This window comes from Pseudomonas sp. C9D1 (genome assembly GCF_056491235.1).
Map to the genome: position 1 here is coordinate 1,819,454 of NZ_JBSZIE010000002.1, position 13,895 is coordinate 1,833,348.

The 13,895-nt window shown below is 64.6% G+C and carries 13 protein-coding genes, 2 tRNA genes and 1 pseudogene; 5 read left to right on the top strand and 11 right to left on the bottom strand.

Annotated elements, in window-relative coordinates; genetic code table 11:
* Nucleotides 1-118 precede the first annotated feature (118 nt).
* Together ACXI0U_RS16565 and ACXI0U_RS16570 are read left to right on the top strand one after the other, a co-directional pair.
* Nucleotides 119-2,203: a carboxy terminal-processing peptidase gene (locus ACXI0U_RS16565; RefSeq protein ID WP_021221311.1), complete on the top strand. Its 2,085-nt coding sequence runs from the start codon at nt 119-121 to the stop codon at nt 2,201-2,203.
* A 93-nt stretch (nt 2,204-2,296) separates the two neighbouring features.
* Nucleotides 2,297-4,042, top strand: a complete 1,746-nt coding sequence (locus ACXI0U_RS16570) for a bifunctional diguanylate cyclase/phosphodiesterase (RefSeq protein WP_043245486.1) — start codon at nt 2,297-2,299, stop codon at nt 4,040-4,042.
* A 26-nt stretch (nt 4,043-4,068) separates the two neighbouring features.
* Here the strand turns inward: ACXI0U_RS16570 and ACXI0U_RS16575 are convergent, their stop codons facing one another.
* The 7 genes and pseudogenes from ACXI0U_RS16575 to ACXI0U_RS16605 form a co-directional block, all read right to left on the bottom strand.
* Entirely contained in the window at nt 4,069-4,539 is a 471-nt protein-coding gene (locus ACXI0U_RS16575) for an SEL1-like repeat protein (RefSeq protein ID WP_021221313.1), read from the bottom strand.
* Nucleotides 4,539-4,903, bottom strand: a pseudogene (locus ACXI0U_RS16580) (hypothetical protein). The gene ACXI0U_RS16575 and the pseudogene ACXI0U_RS16580 overlap by 1 nt, the downstream one beginning before the upstream one ends.
* On the bottom strand, nt 4,900-5,214 hold the full coding sequence (locus ACXI0U_RS16585) for a helix-turn-helix domain-containing protein (protein ID WP_021221315.1): 315 nt from the start codon (nt 5,212-5,214) through the stop codon (nt 4,900-4,902). Before ACXI0U_RS16585 ends, ACXI0U_RS16580 begins: the two are co-directional and overlap by 4 nt.
* Nucleotides 5,215-5,349: 135 nt before the next feature.
* Complete coding sequence (locus ACXI0U_RS16590; RefSeq protein WP_431482503.1) at nt 5,350-5,793, bottom strand: YkvA family protein; 444 nt, start codon at nt 5,791-5,793, stop codon at nt 5,350-5,352.
* A 422-nt stretch (nt 5,794-6,215) separates the two neighbouring features.
* On the bottom strand, nt 6,216-6,926 hold the full coding sequence (locus tag ACXI0U_RS16595) for a BamJ family beta-barrel-assembly machinery protein (RefSeq protein ID WP_031288412.1): 711 nt from the start codon (nt 6,924-6,926) through the stop codon (nt 6,216-6,218).
* Between the two features lie 241 nt (nt 6,927-7,167).
* Nucleotides 7,168-7,244 (bottom strand) — tRNA-Asp (locus ACXI0U_RS16600).
* A gap of 15 nt (nt 7,245-7,259) precedes the next feature.
* A tRNA-Val gene (locus tag ACXI0U_RS16605) sits at nt 7,260-7,335 on the bottom strand.
* Between the two features lie 159 nt (nt 7,336-7,494).
* Here ACXI0U_RS16605 and rdgC point away from each other — a divergent pair.
* From rdgC to sugE, 3 genes are all read left to right on the top strand, one after another.
* Nucleotides 7,495-8,415: a recombination-associated protein RdgC gene (rdgC, locus tag ACXI0U_RS16610; RefSeq protein WP_021221381.1), complete on the top strand. Its 921-nt coding sequence runs from the start codon at nt 7,495-7,497 to the stop codon at nt 8,413-8,415.
* Nucleotides 8,416-8,463: 48 nt separating this feature from the next.
* Nucleotides 8,464-9,411 carry a bile acid:sodium symporter family protein gene (locus tag ACXI0U_RS16615; RefSeq protein WP_431482504.1) on the top strand — a complete coding sequence of 316 codons (948 nt, stop codon included), beginning with the start codon at nt 8,464-8,466 and terminating at the stop codon, nt 9,409-9,411.
* A 147-nt stretch (nt 9,412-9,558) separates the two neighbouring features.
* Nucleotides 9,559-9,873, top strand: a complete 315-nt coding sequence (gene sugE, locus ACXI0U_RS16620; RefSeq protein WP_021221383.1) for a quaternary ammonium compound efflux SMR transporter SugE — start codon at nt 9,559-9,561, stop codon at nt 9,871-9,873.
* A 69-nt stretch (nt 9,874-9,942) separates the two neighbouring features.
* Here the strand turns inward: sugE and ACXI0U_RS16625 are convergent, their stop codons facing one another.
* From ACXI0U_RS16625 to ACXI0U_RS16640, 4 genes are all read right to left on the bottom strand, one after another.
* On the bottom strand, nt 9,943-11,817 hold the full coding sequence (locus tag ACXI0U_RS16625) for an MFS transporter (RefSeq protein WP_021221384.1): 1,875 nt from the start codon (nt 11,815-11,817) through the stop codon (nt 9,943-9,945).
* Between the two features lie 152 nt (nt 11,818-11,969).
* Entirely contained in the window at nt 11,970-12,299 is a 330-nt protein-coding gene (locus ACXI0U_RS16630) for an AzlD domain-containing protein (RefSeq protein WP_021221385.1), read from the bottom strand.
* A complete protein-coding gene (locus tag ACXI0U_RS16635; protein WP_043243090.1) occupies nt 12,299-13,012 on the bottom strand; it encodes an AzlC family ABC transporter permease in 714 nt (237 codons plus the stop codon). Before ACXI0U_RS16635 ends, ACXI0U_RS16630 begins: the two co-directional genes overlap by 1 nt.
* Before the next feature lie 36 nt (nt 13,013-13,048).
* Nucleotides 13,049-13,894 (bottom strand): AraC family transcriptional regulator, encoded by an 846-nt coding sequence (locus ACXI0U_RS16640; protein ID WP_479550586.1) that lies wholly within the window; start codon nt 13,892-13,894, stop codon nt 13,049-13,051.
* Between the last annotated feature and the right edge of the window lies 1 nt (nt 13,895).

The following is a 13,895-nucleotide window of genomic DNA, read 5'->3' on the forward strand; positions in this document are numbered from 1 at the left end:
TAGTGACCCAGGACTCGCCCGGCGGCTGACCGCCGGGCTTTTGCTTTGCGCCGATGGAACCCGGCGCCCTCAAATACGGCCTAATATGCGTTATCACCTCCCCCGACGTCGAATAAGCATGAAGCGTTCACTGATCTGCTCCGCCCTTGCGTTTGTATTCAGCATCAGCGTTCTGCCGCTGCATGCGTCCACCACCTCGGCAAGCGACAGCTGGGACTCCATCCAGCCCGACCGTGAGCAGGTGATAGCCAGCCTCAATGTGGTGGAGCTGCTCAAGCGCCATCACTACAACAAGCCGCCACTCAACGATGAGCGCTCGGTGAAGATCTACGAGGGCTACCTCAAGCTTCTCGACCCGGCGAAGATGTATTTCACCGCCGGCGACATCGCCGAATTCAACCAGTGGAAAACCCAGTTCGACGACTTCCTCAAAAGCGGCGACCTGGACCCGGGCTTCACCATCTACAAGCGTCATCTCGACCGTCTCAAGGAACGCCTGGACTTCGCCCTGGCGATGCTCGACAAGGGCGTGGACAAGATCGACTTCAGCGCCGACGAAAGCCTCGAGACCGACCGCGAGAAGGCCACCTGGGCCAAGGACAGCGCCGCCCTCGACGACCTTTGGCGCAAGCGCGTGAAGGACGAGGTGCTGCGCCTGAAGATCGCCAATAAAGAGCCGAAGGCGATCCAGGAACTGCTGGTCAAACGCTACAAAAACCAGCTTTCGCGCCTCGAGCAGACCCGTGGCGAGGACGTGTTCCAGGCCTACATCAACGCCTTCGCCCAGACCTACGACCCGCACACCCAGTACCTCTCCCCGGATAACGCGGAGAACTTCGACATCAACATGAGCCTGTCGCTGGAAGGCATCGGTGCGGTGCTGCAGAGCGACAACGAGCACGTCAAGGTGGTGCGCCTAGTGCCTGCCGGCCCTGCCGAGAAGAGCAAGCAGATCGCCCCGGCCGACAAGATCGTCGGCGTCGCCCAGGGCACGGGCGAGATGGTCGATGTGATCGGCTGGCGCTTGGACGAAGTGGTCAAGCTGATCCGTGGCCCGAAAGGCTCGGTGGTGCGCCTGGAAGTGGTCCCCGCGAACAACGCGCCCAACGACCAGAGCAGCAAGATCGTCTCCATCACCCGCGAGGCGGTGAAGCTCGAAGAGCAGGCCGCGAAGAAGTCCGTGCTCAACCTCGAACATGAAGGCCACACCTTCAAGCTCGGCGTGATCGAAGTGCCGGCCTTCTACCTCGACTTCAAGGCCTTCCGCGCCGGTGATCCCGAGTACAAGAGCACCACCCGCGACGTGAAGAAGCTGCTCGGCGAGCTGCAGAAGGAGAAGGTCGACGGCGTGGTCATCGACCTGCGCAACAACGGCGGCGGCTCCCTGCAGGAAGCCACCGAGCTGACCGGCCTGTTCATCGACCAGGGCCCGACCGTGCTGGTACGCAACAGCGACGGCCGTGTCGACGTGCTGGCCGACGAGAACACCGGCATCTTCTACAAGGGCCCGATGGCCGTGCTGGTCAATCGCCTGTCCGCCTCGGCCTCGGAGATCTTCGCCGGCGCCATGCAGGACTATCACCGTGCGCTGATCATCGGTGGCCAGACCTTCGGCAAGGGCACCGTGCAGACCATCCAGCCGCTCAACCACGGTGAGCTGAAGCTGACCCTGGCCAAGTTCTACCGCGTCTCCGGCCAGAGCACCCAGCACCAGGGCGTGATCCCGGACATCGAGTACCCCTCGGTGGTCGATACCAAGGAAATCGGCGAAAGCGCGCTGCCCGAGGCCATGCCCTGGGACAGCATCCGCCCGGCCATCAAGCCCGAGGTCGACCCCTTCAAGCCCTTTCTCTCCGAGCTCAAGGCCCGTCACGATTCGCGCACCGCGCACAATCCCGACTTCGTCTACAGCCGCGAGCGCCTGGCCCTGGCCCAGAAGCTGATGAAGGAAACCACCATCACCCTCAACGAGGCCAAGCGTCGCGCCCAGCAGGCCGATATCGAAGCCAAGCAGCTGGCGATGGAGAACACCCGTCGCAAGGGCAAGGGTGAGGAGCCGCTGAAGGAACTGAAGAAGGAAGACGAGGACGCGCTGCCGCTGGACGATGACAAGACCAAGCCGGAAGACGACGCCTACCTGACCGAGACCGGGCAGATCCTGCTCGACTACCTGGGTCTGAATTCGACGGTCGCCAAGCACTGATCGAACGTCATCAGAACGTCACGAAACTGTCGTGAAATGCAGGGGCCGCTGATGCGGCCCCTTTGCTTTTGAGCCGCATTCACGAGAGCCAACATGACAGTCACCGAGCAGTTGAGCGCCTTGGGCCAGATCCTCGCTCACGGCGACCTGAACAGCCTTTTCCAGCCGATCATCTCGCTTTCCGAACGCCGCATCCTGGGGTACGAGGCCCTCACCCGAGGCCCCTCCAACAGCCCCCTGCACTCCCCCGTCACCCTGTTCGCCGTCGCCCGCCATGCGGGGCGCCTCAGCGAACTGGAAATGGCCTGCCGCAAACGCGCGTGCACGCGCTTCCATGAGCTGAAGCTCGACGGCAAGCTGTTCCTCAACGTGTCCCCCGAATCCCTGCTCGACCCGGCTCACCAGCCTGGTCGTACCCTGCAACTGCTGCAGTCCTTCGGTATCCCGCCCAGCCAAGTGGTAATCGAGCTGACCGAGCACGCCCCCACCGAGGACTTCGGCCTGCTGGACACTGCCCTGCACCACTATCGCGCCATGGGCTTCTCCATCGCCCTGGATGACCTGGGCGCCGGCTACTCCAGCCTGCGCCTGTGGTCGGAGCTGCGCCCCGACTACGTGAAGATCGACCGCCACTTCATCGACGGCATCCACCAGGACGCGGTGAAGCGCGAATTCGTCGGCTCCATCCTCAAGATGGCCAAGGCCTCGCGAGCGCAGGTGATCGCCGAAGGCATCGAACTGCCTGAAGAACTCGCGGTACTCGCCGAAATGGGCCTGGACCTGGTCCAGGGCTACCTGCTCTGCCGCCCCCAGGAGCAGCCACCTCGGGATGCCCGACCGCTGCTGCCGCAACTGGAAAGCACCAGCCCCCTCGCCGACGATGGCTCCGATCTGCAAGCCCTGCTCAACGAACAGGCAGCGGTGGACCAGAACACCCCCATCGCCGTGGTCCTGGAAGCCTTCCGCGCCCAGGCCAACCTCAACTCCCTGGCGGTGATCGACGCCCTGCAGCAACCGGTGGGAATCGTCCATCGCCACCTGCTTTCCGATGCCCTGCTCAAGCCCTTTGCCACTGACCTGTTCGCCCGCAAGCCCATCAGCCGGCTGATGAGCGACGACTTCCTTGCAGTGGAGCTGAGCCAGTCCTTGCAGCGGGTCAGCCGCCTGCTCACCAGTCGCGCGCGCCAGCGTATCGAGGAAGACTTCATCATCGTTTCCGAAGGCCGCTACCTGGGCCTGGGGCGGGTGATCGATGTGCTCAAGCTGATCACCGAAATGAAGATCCAGCAGGCCCGCCACGCCAACCCGCTGACCCTGCTGCCTGGCAACGTGCCCATCCAGCAGTGCCTGGCGCGCCTGCTGCAGCAAGGCCGCCCGGCGATGGTCTGCTATGTGGACATCGACAGCTTCAAGCCCTTCAACGACCTCTACGGCTATGCCAAGGGCGATGAAGTACTGCTGTGCCTGGCGCAATGCCTGAACGAACGGGTCGACCCCGCGCGGGACTTCGTCGGCCATATCGGCGGCGACGACTTCATGCTGGTGCTGGGTTCGGAAGACTGGCGCGCCAAGCTCAACTACCTGCTGGAGGATTTCCAGGGCCAGTGCCGGCGCTTCTACCGCAACGACCACCTGCAAGCGGGCTGCTTCATCGCCCACAACCGCCGGGGCGAGCGCGAGGAATTCCCGCTTCTGTCCCTGTCCATCGGCGTGGTCAATCTAAGGGCCGAAGCCTGCGCCCACCTGGACGCCAGCCAGCTCGCCGCCCTCGCCTCGGAAGCCAAGCGCCACGCCAAGGAAGTGCCCGGCTATAGCCTGCACATCATCGACGCGGTCTGATCCGAGAGAAGGCGATCGGCGGTGGGTCAGAAGCCCCGTTGCACGGCGCTGGCAGCCATACGCTCGGCAGCGGCGGGGTCGGGTGCCAGGCCCGGCCCGCCATCACGGTACAGGTCGGCCAGGCGCTTGGCCGCCAACGGGTGCCCGGCGGCCTCGGCAATCACCCACCAGGACGCGGCTTCACCGGCGTCCGGCGGGTTACGGGTATCACCCGCCAAGGCCACCACACCGAGCTGGTAGGCGGATTTACCGTCACCGGCGCGGGCCGCCAGGCGCAGCATGCGGATGCCCTCCTCCCGAGCACCGAAGCCCTGGCCACGGTGCAGCAGGAGATGACCGTAGAAGCTCTGCGCGGCCACATCGCCGAGGTTCGCCATGCGCGCGTACTGGCCCTGCATCCAGTTCCAGGCACGCGGCTGGCGGACCAGCGAAGGCCAGCGCAGCAACCAGCGGGCGACCCGGTAACCGACATGGGCCCGCAGCTTCCACAGCAACATCAGACTTCCTCGGGGTAAGTGAACTCGAATACCCGGACCACTTCTGCGGCATGCCAGGACGCCGCGGCGATGCCATCCGGCGGGCCGGGAAACGCCCCAGGCGTATCACGCATTCGAAGAAGCCGGTGCGCGGCAGGCGGCTGGCGCCCTGGCTGATCACCAGCGAGCTGCGCAGCGGGCGTTCGGCCCGGGCATCCAGTGCAGCCAGGTGCTCCAGCGCAGCGGTAAGGGTCTGCATCGCGGGGGTGGGGAGTTGCAGCCGCTCCACCAACGCGCGATAGGTCAGCAGGTGGCGCTGGCGGCGCGCATCTTCGAGTTCACCGAGCAAGGCCTGCCAGTGCTGGCGGCTGATGCGCACGCTCAAGATTCGGACTCCCAACCGGCGACACCCAGAATATGGGCCAGCGAGCGCTTGATGGCCGTATCCGGCTCGCGCTCGCCGCTCTCGATCAGGGCCAGGTAAACCGGGCTGATGCCAACGGCGCGGGCCAATTGTTCCTGGCTCTGCCCCTGCGCCTCGCGCAATGCCTGGAGCTGCGAGAAAGCAGGGGTGGCGGCGGCGCTGCTGGGCGCCTGGGTGGCTTGTCCGGCAGCCTGTAGCAGTGCCTGGTAATCAGCCCAGGGCAACACTGCGTACTCTGCTTCACCGTCACGCATGATCACTTGCACGTTCATTGAAACTCCCGTGGACAGCAGTGCCGACAGCTTCAGCACTTTCCTTGCAGATCGCCATATTAACAGGGCGAATCAGCCTCCGGGGGCCATCAGTGAACAAGCTGTGAACCCGTGTGCGCCTGCACTTCGCCGGTCTCAGAGCACCTCGTCGATCACCTCTTCACGAGCCGGTATGCGCTCCAGGGAAGCGCTCACTTCCGGCGTCTGCGCCTCGCGCCAATGGCGGAAGGCGTCGATCTCGGCGCTCCAGGTCTTGAGCACCCAGGCGAGCACGCCGAGGTCATCGATCAGGCCGACACCGAGCACCCAATCTGGGATGGCATCCACCGGGGTGAGGAAGTACACCAGCCCGGCAACGATGGAGAGCAACGCCTTGGGGCTGATGTCACGGTACTGGCCACGCAGGCGCGCCACGCAAAGGGCCAGTAACACCTGCAGGTCGTCCTTCACCGCACCCAGGCGGCCGCTCTGTTTCGCGCTCTTGCGGGTCACCGCCAGCAACAGCGCAGGCAATCTTCCGCGCGCCAGGAAACGCCGTGCAATGGGCAGGTAACGCTCGAGATTCGGGGGTAGTTTCATGGTCGCTCCTCGGCAAACCGCATGGGAACGGGCCTATGGGCGGTTACCCACAGAAGCTGTGGATAACCTTGTTAGCAGTTTATCCCGACAACCTGCAAAAGCCCGCGCCACGCGGCTTCGCTACAGATCGGCGATTTTTTGGCCAAGCTAAAAACACCAACAAAATCAACTGGTTGAAAATCGACCAGCGCCTGCGACAGCAAACCGCAGTGACAAGTCCCGTGGTTACTCGGTCATGTGCATAACCGTAACACCAGGATGCCGGAACACCTTCGTTCAGACCCGGCAGTCAGCACCAGGTTCGCTCCGTGACCGCATCGGCAAAACCGGTTACCGAAACGCAGCGCGGCTATCCGAAAGAGTGGCCCCGGCCGCAGAAACGAAAACGCCCCGCAATGCGGGGCGCCTCGAAAGACAACGGCTTACTGCTGGGGAGCGGCAGCCGGGTCCTTGATGCCGATCAGCTCCAGGTCGAACACCAGTACGGAGTTCGCCGGGATCGCCGGGCTCGGGCTCTGCTCGCCGTAGGCCAGCTCGCTCGGGATGTACAGTTTGACCTTCTCGCCAACGTGCATCAGTTGCAGGCCTTCGACCCAACCCGGGATCACGCCGTTGACCGGCAGGTCGATCGGGCTGCCACGCTGGATGGAGCTGTCGAAGACGGTGCCATCGGTCAGCTTGCCTTCGTAGTGAACGGTCACCACGTCGGTGGCCTTGGGCTGAGCGCCTTTGGCAGCCTGGACGATTTCATACTGCAGGCCGGAGGCGGTGGTGGTCACGCCTTCACGCTTGCCGTTCTCTTCGAGGAACTTCTTGCCCGCCTTGGCGGATTCCTCGTTGAGCTTGGTCATGCGCTCTTCGGCACGCTTCTGCAGGAAGGCAAAGGCCTCAACCAGCTCGTCGTCCTTCAGGCGCTGTTCCTTCTTGCCGATGGCATCTTCGATGCCCTGGGCGACAGCTTTGGAATCCAGATCGTCCATGCCTTCCTGGGCCAGGCTCTTGCCCATGTTCAGGCCGATGCCATAGGAGGCCTTCTGTGCCGGAGTCTTGAGCTCGACGCTGGTCTGCGAATCGCAGCCCGCGAGCACCAGGCCCACCAGAGCCACAGCCGCTGCCAACCGATGTTGTTTCATGCTGATTCCTTGTCTGTCCGCCGTGATGGCATGTTCTATGAAGTCGCGAGCTTAGCAGGCCCCTGCGACCAGTGGCTATGGGCATATAGGATCGGAGAACAGGCAAATAGTTCAGCGCTGGGCGGCGAGAAACGCATGAATTGCCAGCATTTTTTCGCAGAGGCGGGGCAGGACGTCAGGGGGCTTTTTCGCAGGCAAAGAAAAAGCCCCCAGGTATCGCTACCTGAGGGCTTTCTATATATGGCGCAGCGGACGGGACTCGAACCCGCGACCCCCGGCGTGACAGGCCGGTATTCTAACCGACTGAACTACCGCTGCGCGTTACTGCAAGATTGGTGGGTGATGACGGGATCGAACCGCCGACCCTCTGCTTGTAAGGCAGATGCTCTCCCGGCTGAGCTAATCACCCTTCACTCTCGAAGTGGGGCGCATTCTAGAGTGGTATCCCGACCCTGGCAAGCCCCTTTTTAAAAAAATTTTGCTAGCCGTTCCAAAGGCTTAGCTCAGGGTTGGCCTGAGTGCTCCGGGGGAGAATAATGCGCGCTTTGTGTCCGGAGAGAATTCCCCCATGTGGTTCCGTAACCTGCTCGTCTACCGCCTCACCCAGGATGTGCCCTTCGACGTCGAGGCCCTGGAAGCCGCCCTGGCCACCAAGCCGGCCCGCTCCTGCGCCAGCCAGGAACTGACCACCTACGGCTTCATCGCCCCCTTCGGCAAAGGCCCCGACGCGCCCCTGGTCCACTCCAGCGAAGGCTTCCTGCTGGTGGCCGCGCGCAAGGAAGAACGCATCCTCCCCGGCAGCGTGGTGCGTGACGCCCTGAAGGAGAAGGTCGACGAGATCGAAGCCGAACAGATGCGCAAGGTCTACAAGAAGGAGCGCGACCAGCTCAAGGACGAGATCGTCCAGACCTTCCTGCCCCGCGCCTTCATCCGCAAGTCCGCCACCTTCGCCGCCATCGCTCCGGCCCAGGGCCTGATCCTGGTCGATGCTTCCAGCCCGAAGCGCGCCGAAGACCTGCTCTCCACCCTGCGCGAGGCCATCGGCTCCCTGCCCGTGCGCCCGGTCTCGGTGAAGATCGCCCCCACCGCCACCCTCACCGAGTGGGTCAAGACCCAGGAAGCCGCCAAGGACTTCTACGTGCTCGATGAGTGCGAACTGCGCGACACCGACGAAGACGGCGGCGTGGTGCGCTGCAAGCGCCAGGACCTGACCAGCGACGAAATCCAGCTGCACCTGTCCTCCGGCAAGCTGGTCACCCAGCTGTCCCTGGCGTGGCAGGACAAGCTGTCCTTCATCCTCGACGACAAGCTGGTGGTCAAGCGCCTGCGCTTCGAAGACCTGCTGCAGGACAAGGCCGAGCAGGACGGCGGCGAAGACGCCCTGAGCCAGCTCGACGCCAGCTTCACCCTGATGATGCTGACCCTGGTGGAGTTCCTGCCCCAGTTGATCGACGCCCTCGGCGGCGAAGAGATCCCGCAAGGTATCTGACGCACCCGCGCCCGGCAGATGCCGGGCGCCCCTCCCTAAGGAACGAGCATGCGCGCACTGGCCGCCCTGAGCCGCTTCGTCGGCAACACCTTCGCCCTCTGGATCCTGTTGTTCGCCGTGCTGGCGTTCTACCAACCCGCCTGGTTCCTGCCGCTGGTGAAATGGATAGTGCCGCTGCTCGGCGTGATCATGTTCGGCATGGGCCTGACCCTGAAGACCGAAGACTTCCGCGAAGTCGCACGCCGCCCCTTGCGCGTGCTGATCGGCGTGCTCGCCCAGTTCCTGATCATGCCCGGGCTCGCCTGGCTGCTGTGCCAGGTACTGCGCCTTCCGCCGGAAGTGGCCGTCGGTGTGATCCTGGTGGGCTGCTGCCCCGGGGGTACCGCGTCCAACGTGATGACCTGGTTCGCCCGTGGCGACCTGGCGCTCTCCGTGGCCATCACCGCCGTCACCACCGTGCTCGCTCCCCTGGTGACTCCGGCGCTGATCTGGTTATTGGCCTCCGCCTGGCTGCCGGTGCAGTTCGGCGCACTGTTCATGTCGATCCTTCAGGTCGTGCTGCTGCCCATCGCCCTCGGTTTGATCGCCCAGCGCCTGCTCGGCTTGCGAGTGCGTCACCTGGTCGAGGTCCTGCCCCTGGTTTCGGTGGTGAGCATCGTCGTCATCGTCGCGGCGGTGGTTGCCGCGAGCCAGGCGAAGATCGCCGAATCCGGCCTGCTGATCATGGCCGTGGTGGTGCTGCACAACGGCCTCGGCCTGGCCCTGGGTTACCTCGCCGGCAAGGTCTTCGGCCTGCCACTGGCCCAGCGCAAGACACTCGCCATCGAAGTCGGCATGCAGAACTCCGGCCTCGGCGCCGCCCTGGCCAGTGCCCACTTCTCACCCCTGGCGGCCGTGCCAAGCGCCCTGTTCAGTGTCTGGCACAACCTCTCGGGCTCCCTGCTCGCTGCGCTGTTCCGGCGCATGAAGGATGAGTCCGACAAGCCTGCCGTCTGACATCTGTCAGGCCGCCCGTCCCATGCAACTTGTCCGGGCGGCCAGGATGTGCAAAATACTGCGCAGTGCAGGGACGGCCCTGCCACTCGCCGAGTGACCATTCCGGGGACGGCCCCGATCCAATCAGTCGTACCTTTGGAGGTCACCATGTCCTGGATCATCCTGTTCTTCGCCGGCCTGTTCGAAGTCGGTTGGGCCGTCGGCCTGAAATACACCGAGGGCTTCACCCGCCCCATCCCCACCGCGCTCACCGTATTGGCCATGGCCATCAGCCTCGGCCTGCTGGGCCTGGCCATGAAGCACCTGCCGCTGGGTACCGCCTATGCGATCTGGACCGGCATCGGCGCCATCGGCACGGTGATCGCCGGCGTCATCCTCTTCGGCGAATCCGTGGCGCTGATGCGCCTGGCCAGCGTGGCGCTGATCCTCTGCGGGCTGATCGGGCTGAAGCTGAGCACCTGAGTGCCCTGACGAAGCCGCCGCCCACAAAAAAGCCCGCCGATATGGCGGGCTTTTTCATGCCTGCAGCACCTAGCGCTGGTCACCGCGCAAGGCCGCCACCGAAGCCTGAAGGCTCAGGCGGTCGACACCTTCCGGCGCCAGCGGCTGGCCAGCCACCAGGTTGATCCGCGACCAGAAGCGCTTGAACAGGCCCTTGCCCGGGTCACGGCTGAAGAAGCTGCCCCACAGCCCCTGCAGCGCCATCGGAATCACCTGGACCGGGTTCTCCTCGAGGATGCGCTCGACACCGTTCTTGAACTCGTTCATCTCGCCATCGGTGGTCAGCTTGCCTTCCGGGAAGATGCACACCACCTCCCCTGCGCGCAGGTACTCGGAGATCTTCTTGAAGGCGCGGTCGTAGACCAGCAGGTCCTCGTTGCGCCCGGCGATGGGCACCGTGCCCGCCGTGCGGAAGATGAAGTTGAGCACCGGCAGGTTGTAGATCTTGTAGTACATGACGAAACGCACCGGCCGCCGTACCGCACCGCCGATCAGCAGGGCATCGACGAAGGACACGTGGTTGCACACCAGCAGCGCGGCGCCCTCGTCCGGGATCGCCTCCAGGCCCTTGTGCTCGACGCGGTACATCGAGTGGCCCAGCAGCCAGATGAGGAAGCGCATGCTGAATTCGGGGACGATCTTGAAGATGTAGCTGTTCACCGCGATGTTCATCAGCGACACCACTAGGAACAGCTGCGGAATCGACAGCCCGGCGACGCTGAGGAACAGGATCGAGGCGATGGCCGAAACCACCATGAACAGCGCGTTGAGGATGTTGTTGGCAGCGATCACCCGAGCCCGCTCGTTCTCCGCGGTGCGCGACTGGATCAGCGCATAAAGGGGCACGATGTAGAAGCCGCCGAACAGGCCGATGCCGAAGATGTCGGCGAGGATCAGCCAGGCCTGGGGCACGCTGATCACTGCCAGCCAGTCATGGGGCGCAGTGCCTTGGGGGAAGCCGCCCGAGTGCCACCAGAGCAGGATGCCGAAGACGGTCAGGCCGATGGAGCCGAAGGGCACCAGGCCCACTTCCACCTTGCCGCCGGAGAGGCGCTCGCAGAGCATCGAACCCATAGCGATGCCCACCGAGAACACGGTGAGGATCAGGGTCACCACGCTCTCGTCACCGAACAGCAGGTCCTTCGAGTAGGCGGGAATCTGCGTCAGGTACACCGCACCGAGGAACCAGAACCAGGAGTTGCCCACCAGCGAGCGCGACACCGATGGACGCTGGCCGAGGCCCAGCTGCAGGATGCGCCAGGACTGGCTGAAGATGTTCCAGTCGAGCTTCAGCTCCGGCATCGCCGCCGCAGCGCGGGGGATGCCGCGGCTGGCCAGGTAGCCGAGGGAAGCGGTGATCAGGATGGCGGCGGCGACTATGGGCTCGTAGCGCTCGGCGGACATCATGATCCCGGCGCCGATGGTGCCGGCGAGGATGGCCAGGAAGGTGCCCATCTCCACCAGGGCGTTGCCGCCCACCAGCTCGTTCTCACGCAATGCCTGGGGCAGGATCGAGTACTTCACCGGGCCGAACAGTGCCGAATGGGTGCCCATGGCGAACAGCGCGGCCAGCAGCAGCCAGAGGTTGTCGAGGTAGAAGCCCAGGGCGCCCACCGCCATGATCCCCACCTCGGCCGCCTTGATCGCGCGGATCAGCGAGTCCTTGGCAAACTTCTCGCCGAACTGCCCGCCCAAGGCGGAGAAGAGGAAGAACGGCAGGATGAACAGCAGGGCGCACAGGTTGACGTAGACCGTCTTGTCACCAGAGATCGCCAGCTTGTAGAGGATGGCGAGGATCAGCGACTGCTTGAAGATGTTGTCGTTGAAGGCGCCGAGCAGCTGGGTCACGAAGAACGGCAGGAAACGTCGCTTGCCCAGCAGGGCGAATTGCGAATGTTGGCTCATCTTCCTTGGTACCTGGGTAATGGCTGGGGTAAAGCCGGTGCACGAAGCACGTCGCTGATTTGACAGCAACTGGCCAGCTCCAGGCCACACCTTGAGACGAAAAATGCCGAATCCCCACATAAAAAGGGCGCCTTTCACGGCGCCCTCTTCCCTCAGATGGGCAACTGCCCCAGCCCCCAGCGCAGGGCGAAGAACAGCAGCAGGCCGCCGAGGATGGTCGCCAGCAGGTGGCGGGTGACCGCGGCGATGAGGATGCAGCCCAGCCCTCCCAGCAGGTAGGCATTATCCAGTGCCAGCGCGGCGTGGACGCCATCGGGCATCACCATGCCCGGCACCACGATGGCGGTGAGCACCGCCGTGGGCACGTAGTGCAGGCCCTGGCGCACCACGGGCGGGAAGCGCAGGTCGGGCCAGGCGAACAGGCTGTAGCGGATGGAGAAGGTGATCGCGGTCATGCCGAGGATCAGCAGCCAGGTTTCCATCAGAGCACCTCCTCCAGTTGGCCGAGCCGATAGCGGCGCTCCAGCACGATGCCGACGACGATGCCGCTCAGGGCCGCCGCCATCAGCCCCAGCTTGTAGGGCAACCCGTGGCACAGCAGCGCCACCGCACCGGCCACCAGCGCCGCCGCCACCTGCGGACGGTTGCGCAGCATGGGCACGACGATGCCGATAAAGGTCGCCAGCATGGCGAAGTCCAGCCCCCAGGCGGCGAGATTGGGCACGGCCTGGCCGAACACCACGCCGACCAGGGTGCACAGCTGCCAGTTGAGGTACATGGCCAGCGCCGCGCCGAGGAAATACCAGTGCTTGTGCGGCGAGGCGTCCGTCTCCGCGTAACGGTGCTGCACCACGGCGAAGGCCTCGTCGGTGAGCCAGAAGGCCAGGGGCATGCGCCAGCGCTTGGGCAGGTGGCTGACGAAGGGCTGCAGGCTGGCGCTGTACAGGGCGTGGCGCAGGTTCACCACCAGGGTGGTGAGCAGCACCACCGCGATGCCCGCGCCACCACCGAGCAGGGTGATGGCGATGAACTGGGCGGAGCCGGCGAACACCAGCAACGACATGCCGAGGGTCTGCCAGGCACTGAGTCCGGCGCCGGCGGCGAGGGTGCCGAAGATGATGCCGAAAGGCACGGCGCCGATGAGCATCGGCACCATATCGCGCCAGGCGCGGAGGAATTCGGTTGAGCGGGACATGGGTTCTCCTTGTCCGCGCAGCTTAGAAGAGGCGTTTCAGTGAGTCTTGAACGATCTTGCGCAGGCGCTGCGGTATTCACCCGGCGCCACGCCATAGGCCTGCTTGAACTGCCGGCTCAAATGGCTCTGGTCGGCGAAGCCCAGTTGCATGGCCACCGACAGCGGCGCGCAGCCCTCGCGCAGCAATGCCCGCGCCTGCTCCAGGCGACGCTGCTTGAGCCAGGAATGTGGCGGCAACCCGGTGGCCCGGCGGAACACCCGGGCGAAGTGGAAGGGCGAGAGCCCCACCGCTGCGGCCAGTTCCTCCAGGGACGGCGGTTCGGCCAGGCGCGAAGCCAACAGCTCGCGGGCAAGGGTCACCGCCTGGGGCTCATGCCCGACGGCACGGGGCGTGCCGATGCGTGCGTAGCGTTGAAACAGCAGCAGCACCGCTTCGCGCCAGGCCATCTGCTGCTCCAGCGCCGTGGCGCCCTGCTCCAGCAAACGGTGCAGGGCGAGGAAGCGATTGGTCACCTCGGAGTCATGCAGCACGCTGTCAGCGAAGGCGGGCAGGCCGCCCGTGGAGATATCCAGCTCCTCCAGCACCTCGGTCACCCGTTGCAGGTCGGGGTAGAAACCGCGATAGCGCCAGCCTTCCTCGTGGGCCTTGGAGCCGGTGTGGAGCTCGTCGGGGTTGATCAGCACCATGCTGCCCTGCTCCGCCAGGTGGTCGCTGCCACGATGACGGAAACGCTGGGCGCCGGACTCGATCACGGTGAAGACATAGCCCTCGTGCACATGGGGCGCGAAGCGCTGCTCGATGTAGCGCGCATGCAGCAACTCGACACCGCCGAGCTCGCTGGCCTGCCAGAAATGCGTCTGTTCGCCGCCGATGCCACTCATG

Bases quoted from the DNA above. Each gene is read 5' to 3' on its own strand.
- ACXI0U_RS16640 (WP_479550586.1), bottom strand. From the start codon at position 13,894: ATGAGTGGCATCGGCGGCGAACAGACGCATTTCTGGCAGGCCAGCGAG.
- ACXI0U_RS16635 (WP_043243090.1), bottom strand. From the start codon at position 13,012: ATGTCCCGCTCAACCGAATTCCTCCGCGCCTGGCGCGATATGGTGCCG.
- ACXI0U_RS16625 (WP_021221384.1), bottom strand. From the start codon at position 11,817: ATGAGCCAACATTCGCAATTCGCCCTGCTGGGCAAGCGACGTTTCCTG.
- ACXI0U_RS16575 (WP_021221313.1), bottom strand. From the start codon at position 4,539: ATGTTGCTGTGGAAGCTGCGGGCCCATGTCGGTTACCGGGTCGCCCGC.
- ACXI0U_RS16615 (WP_431482504.1), top strand. From the start codon at position 8,464: ATGCGCGCACTGGCCGCCCTGAGCCGCTTCGTCGGCAACACCTTCGCC.
- sugE (WP_021221383.1), top strand. From the start codon at position 9,559: ATGTCCTGGATCATCCTGTTCTTCGCCGGCCTGTTCGAAGTCGGTTGG.
- ACXI0U_RS16630 (WP_021221385.1), bottom strand. From the start codon at position 12,299: ATGGAAACCTGGCTGCTGATCCTCGGCATGACCGCGATCACCTTCTCC.
- ACXI0U_RS16565 (WP_021221311.1), top strand. From the start codon at position 119: ATGAAGCGTTCACTGATCTGCTCCGCCCTTGCGTTTGTATTCAGCATC.
- ACXI0U_RS16590 (WP_431482503.1), bottom strand. From the start codon at position 5,793: ATGAAACTACCCCCGAATCTCGAGCGTTACCTGCCCATTGCACGGCGT.
- rdgC (WP_021221381.1), top strand. From the start codon at position 7,495: ATGTGGTTCCGTAACCTGCTCGTCTACCGCCTCACCCAGGATGTGCCC.
- ACXI0U_RS16585 (WP_021221315.1), bottom strand. From the start codon at position 5,214: ATGAACGTGCAAGTGATCATGCGTGACGGTGAAGCAGAGTACGCAGTG.
- ACXI0U_RS16570 (WP_043245486.1), top strand. From the start codon at position 2,297: ATGACAGTCACCGAGCAGTTGAGCGCCTTGGGCCAGATCCTCGCTCAC.
- ACXI0U_RS16595 (WP_031288412.1), bottom strand. From the start codon at position 6,926: ATGAAACAACATCGGTTGGCAGCGGCTGTGGCTCTGGTGGGCCTGGTG.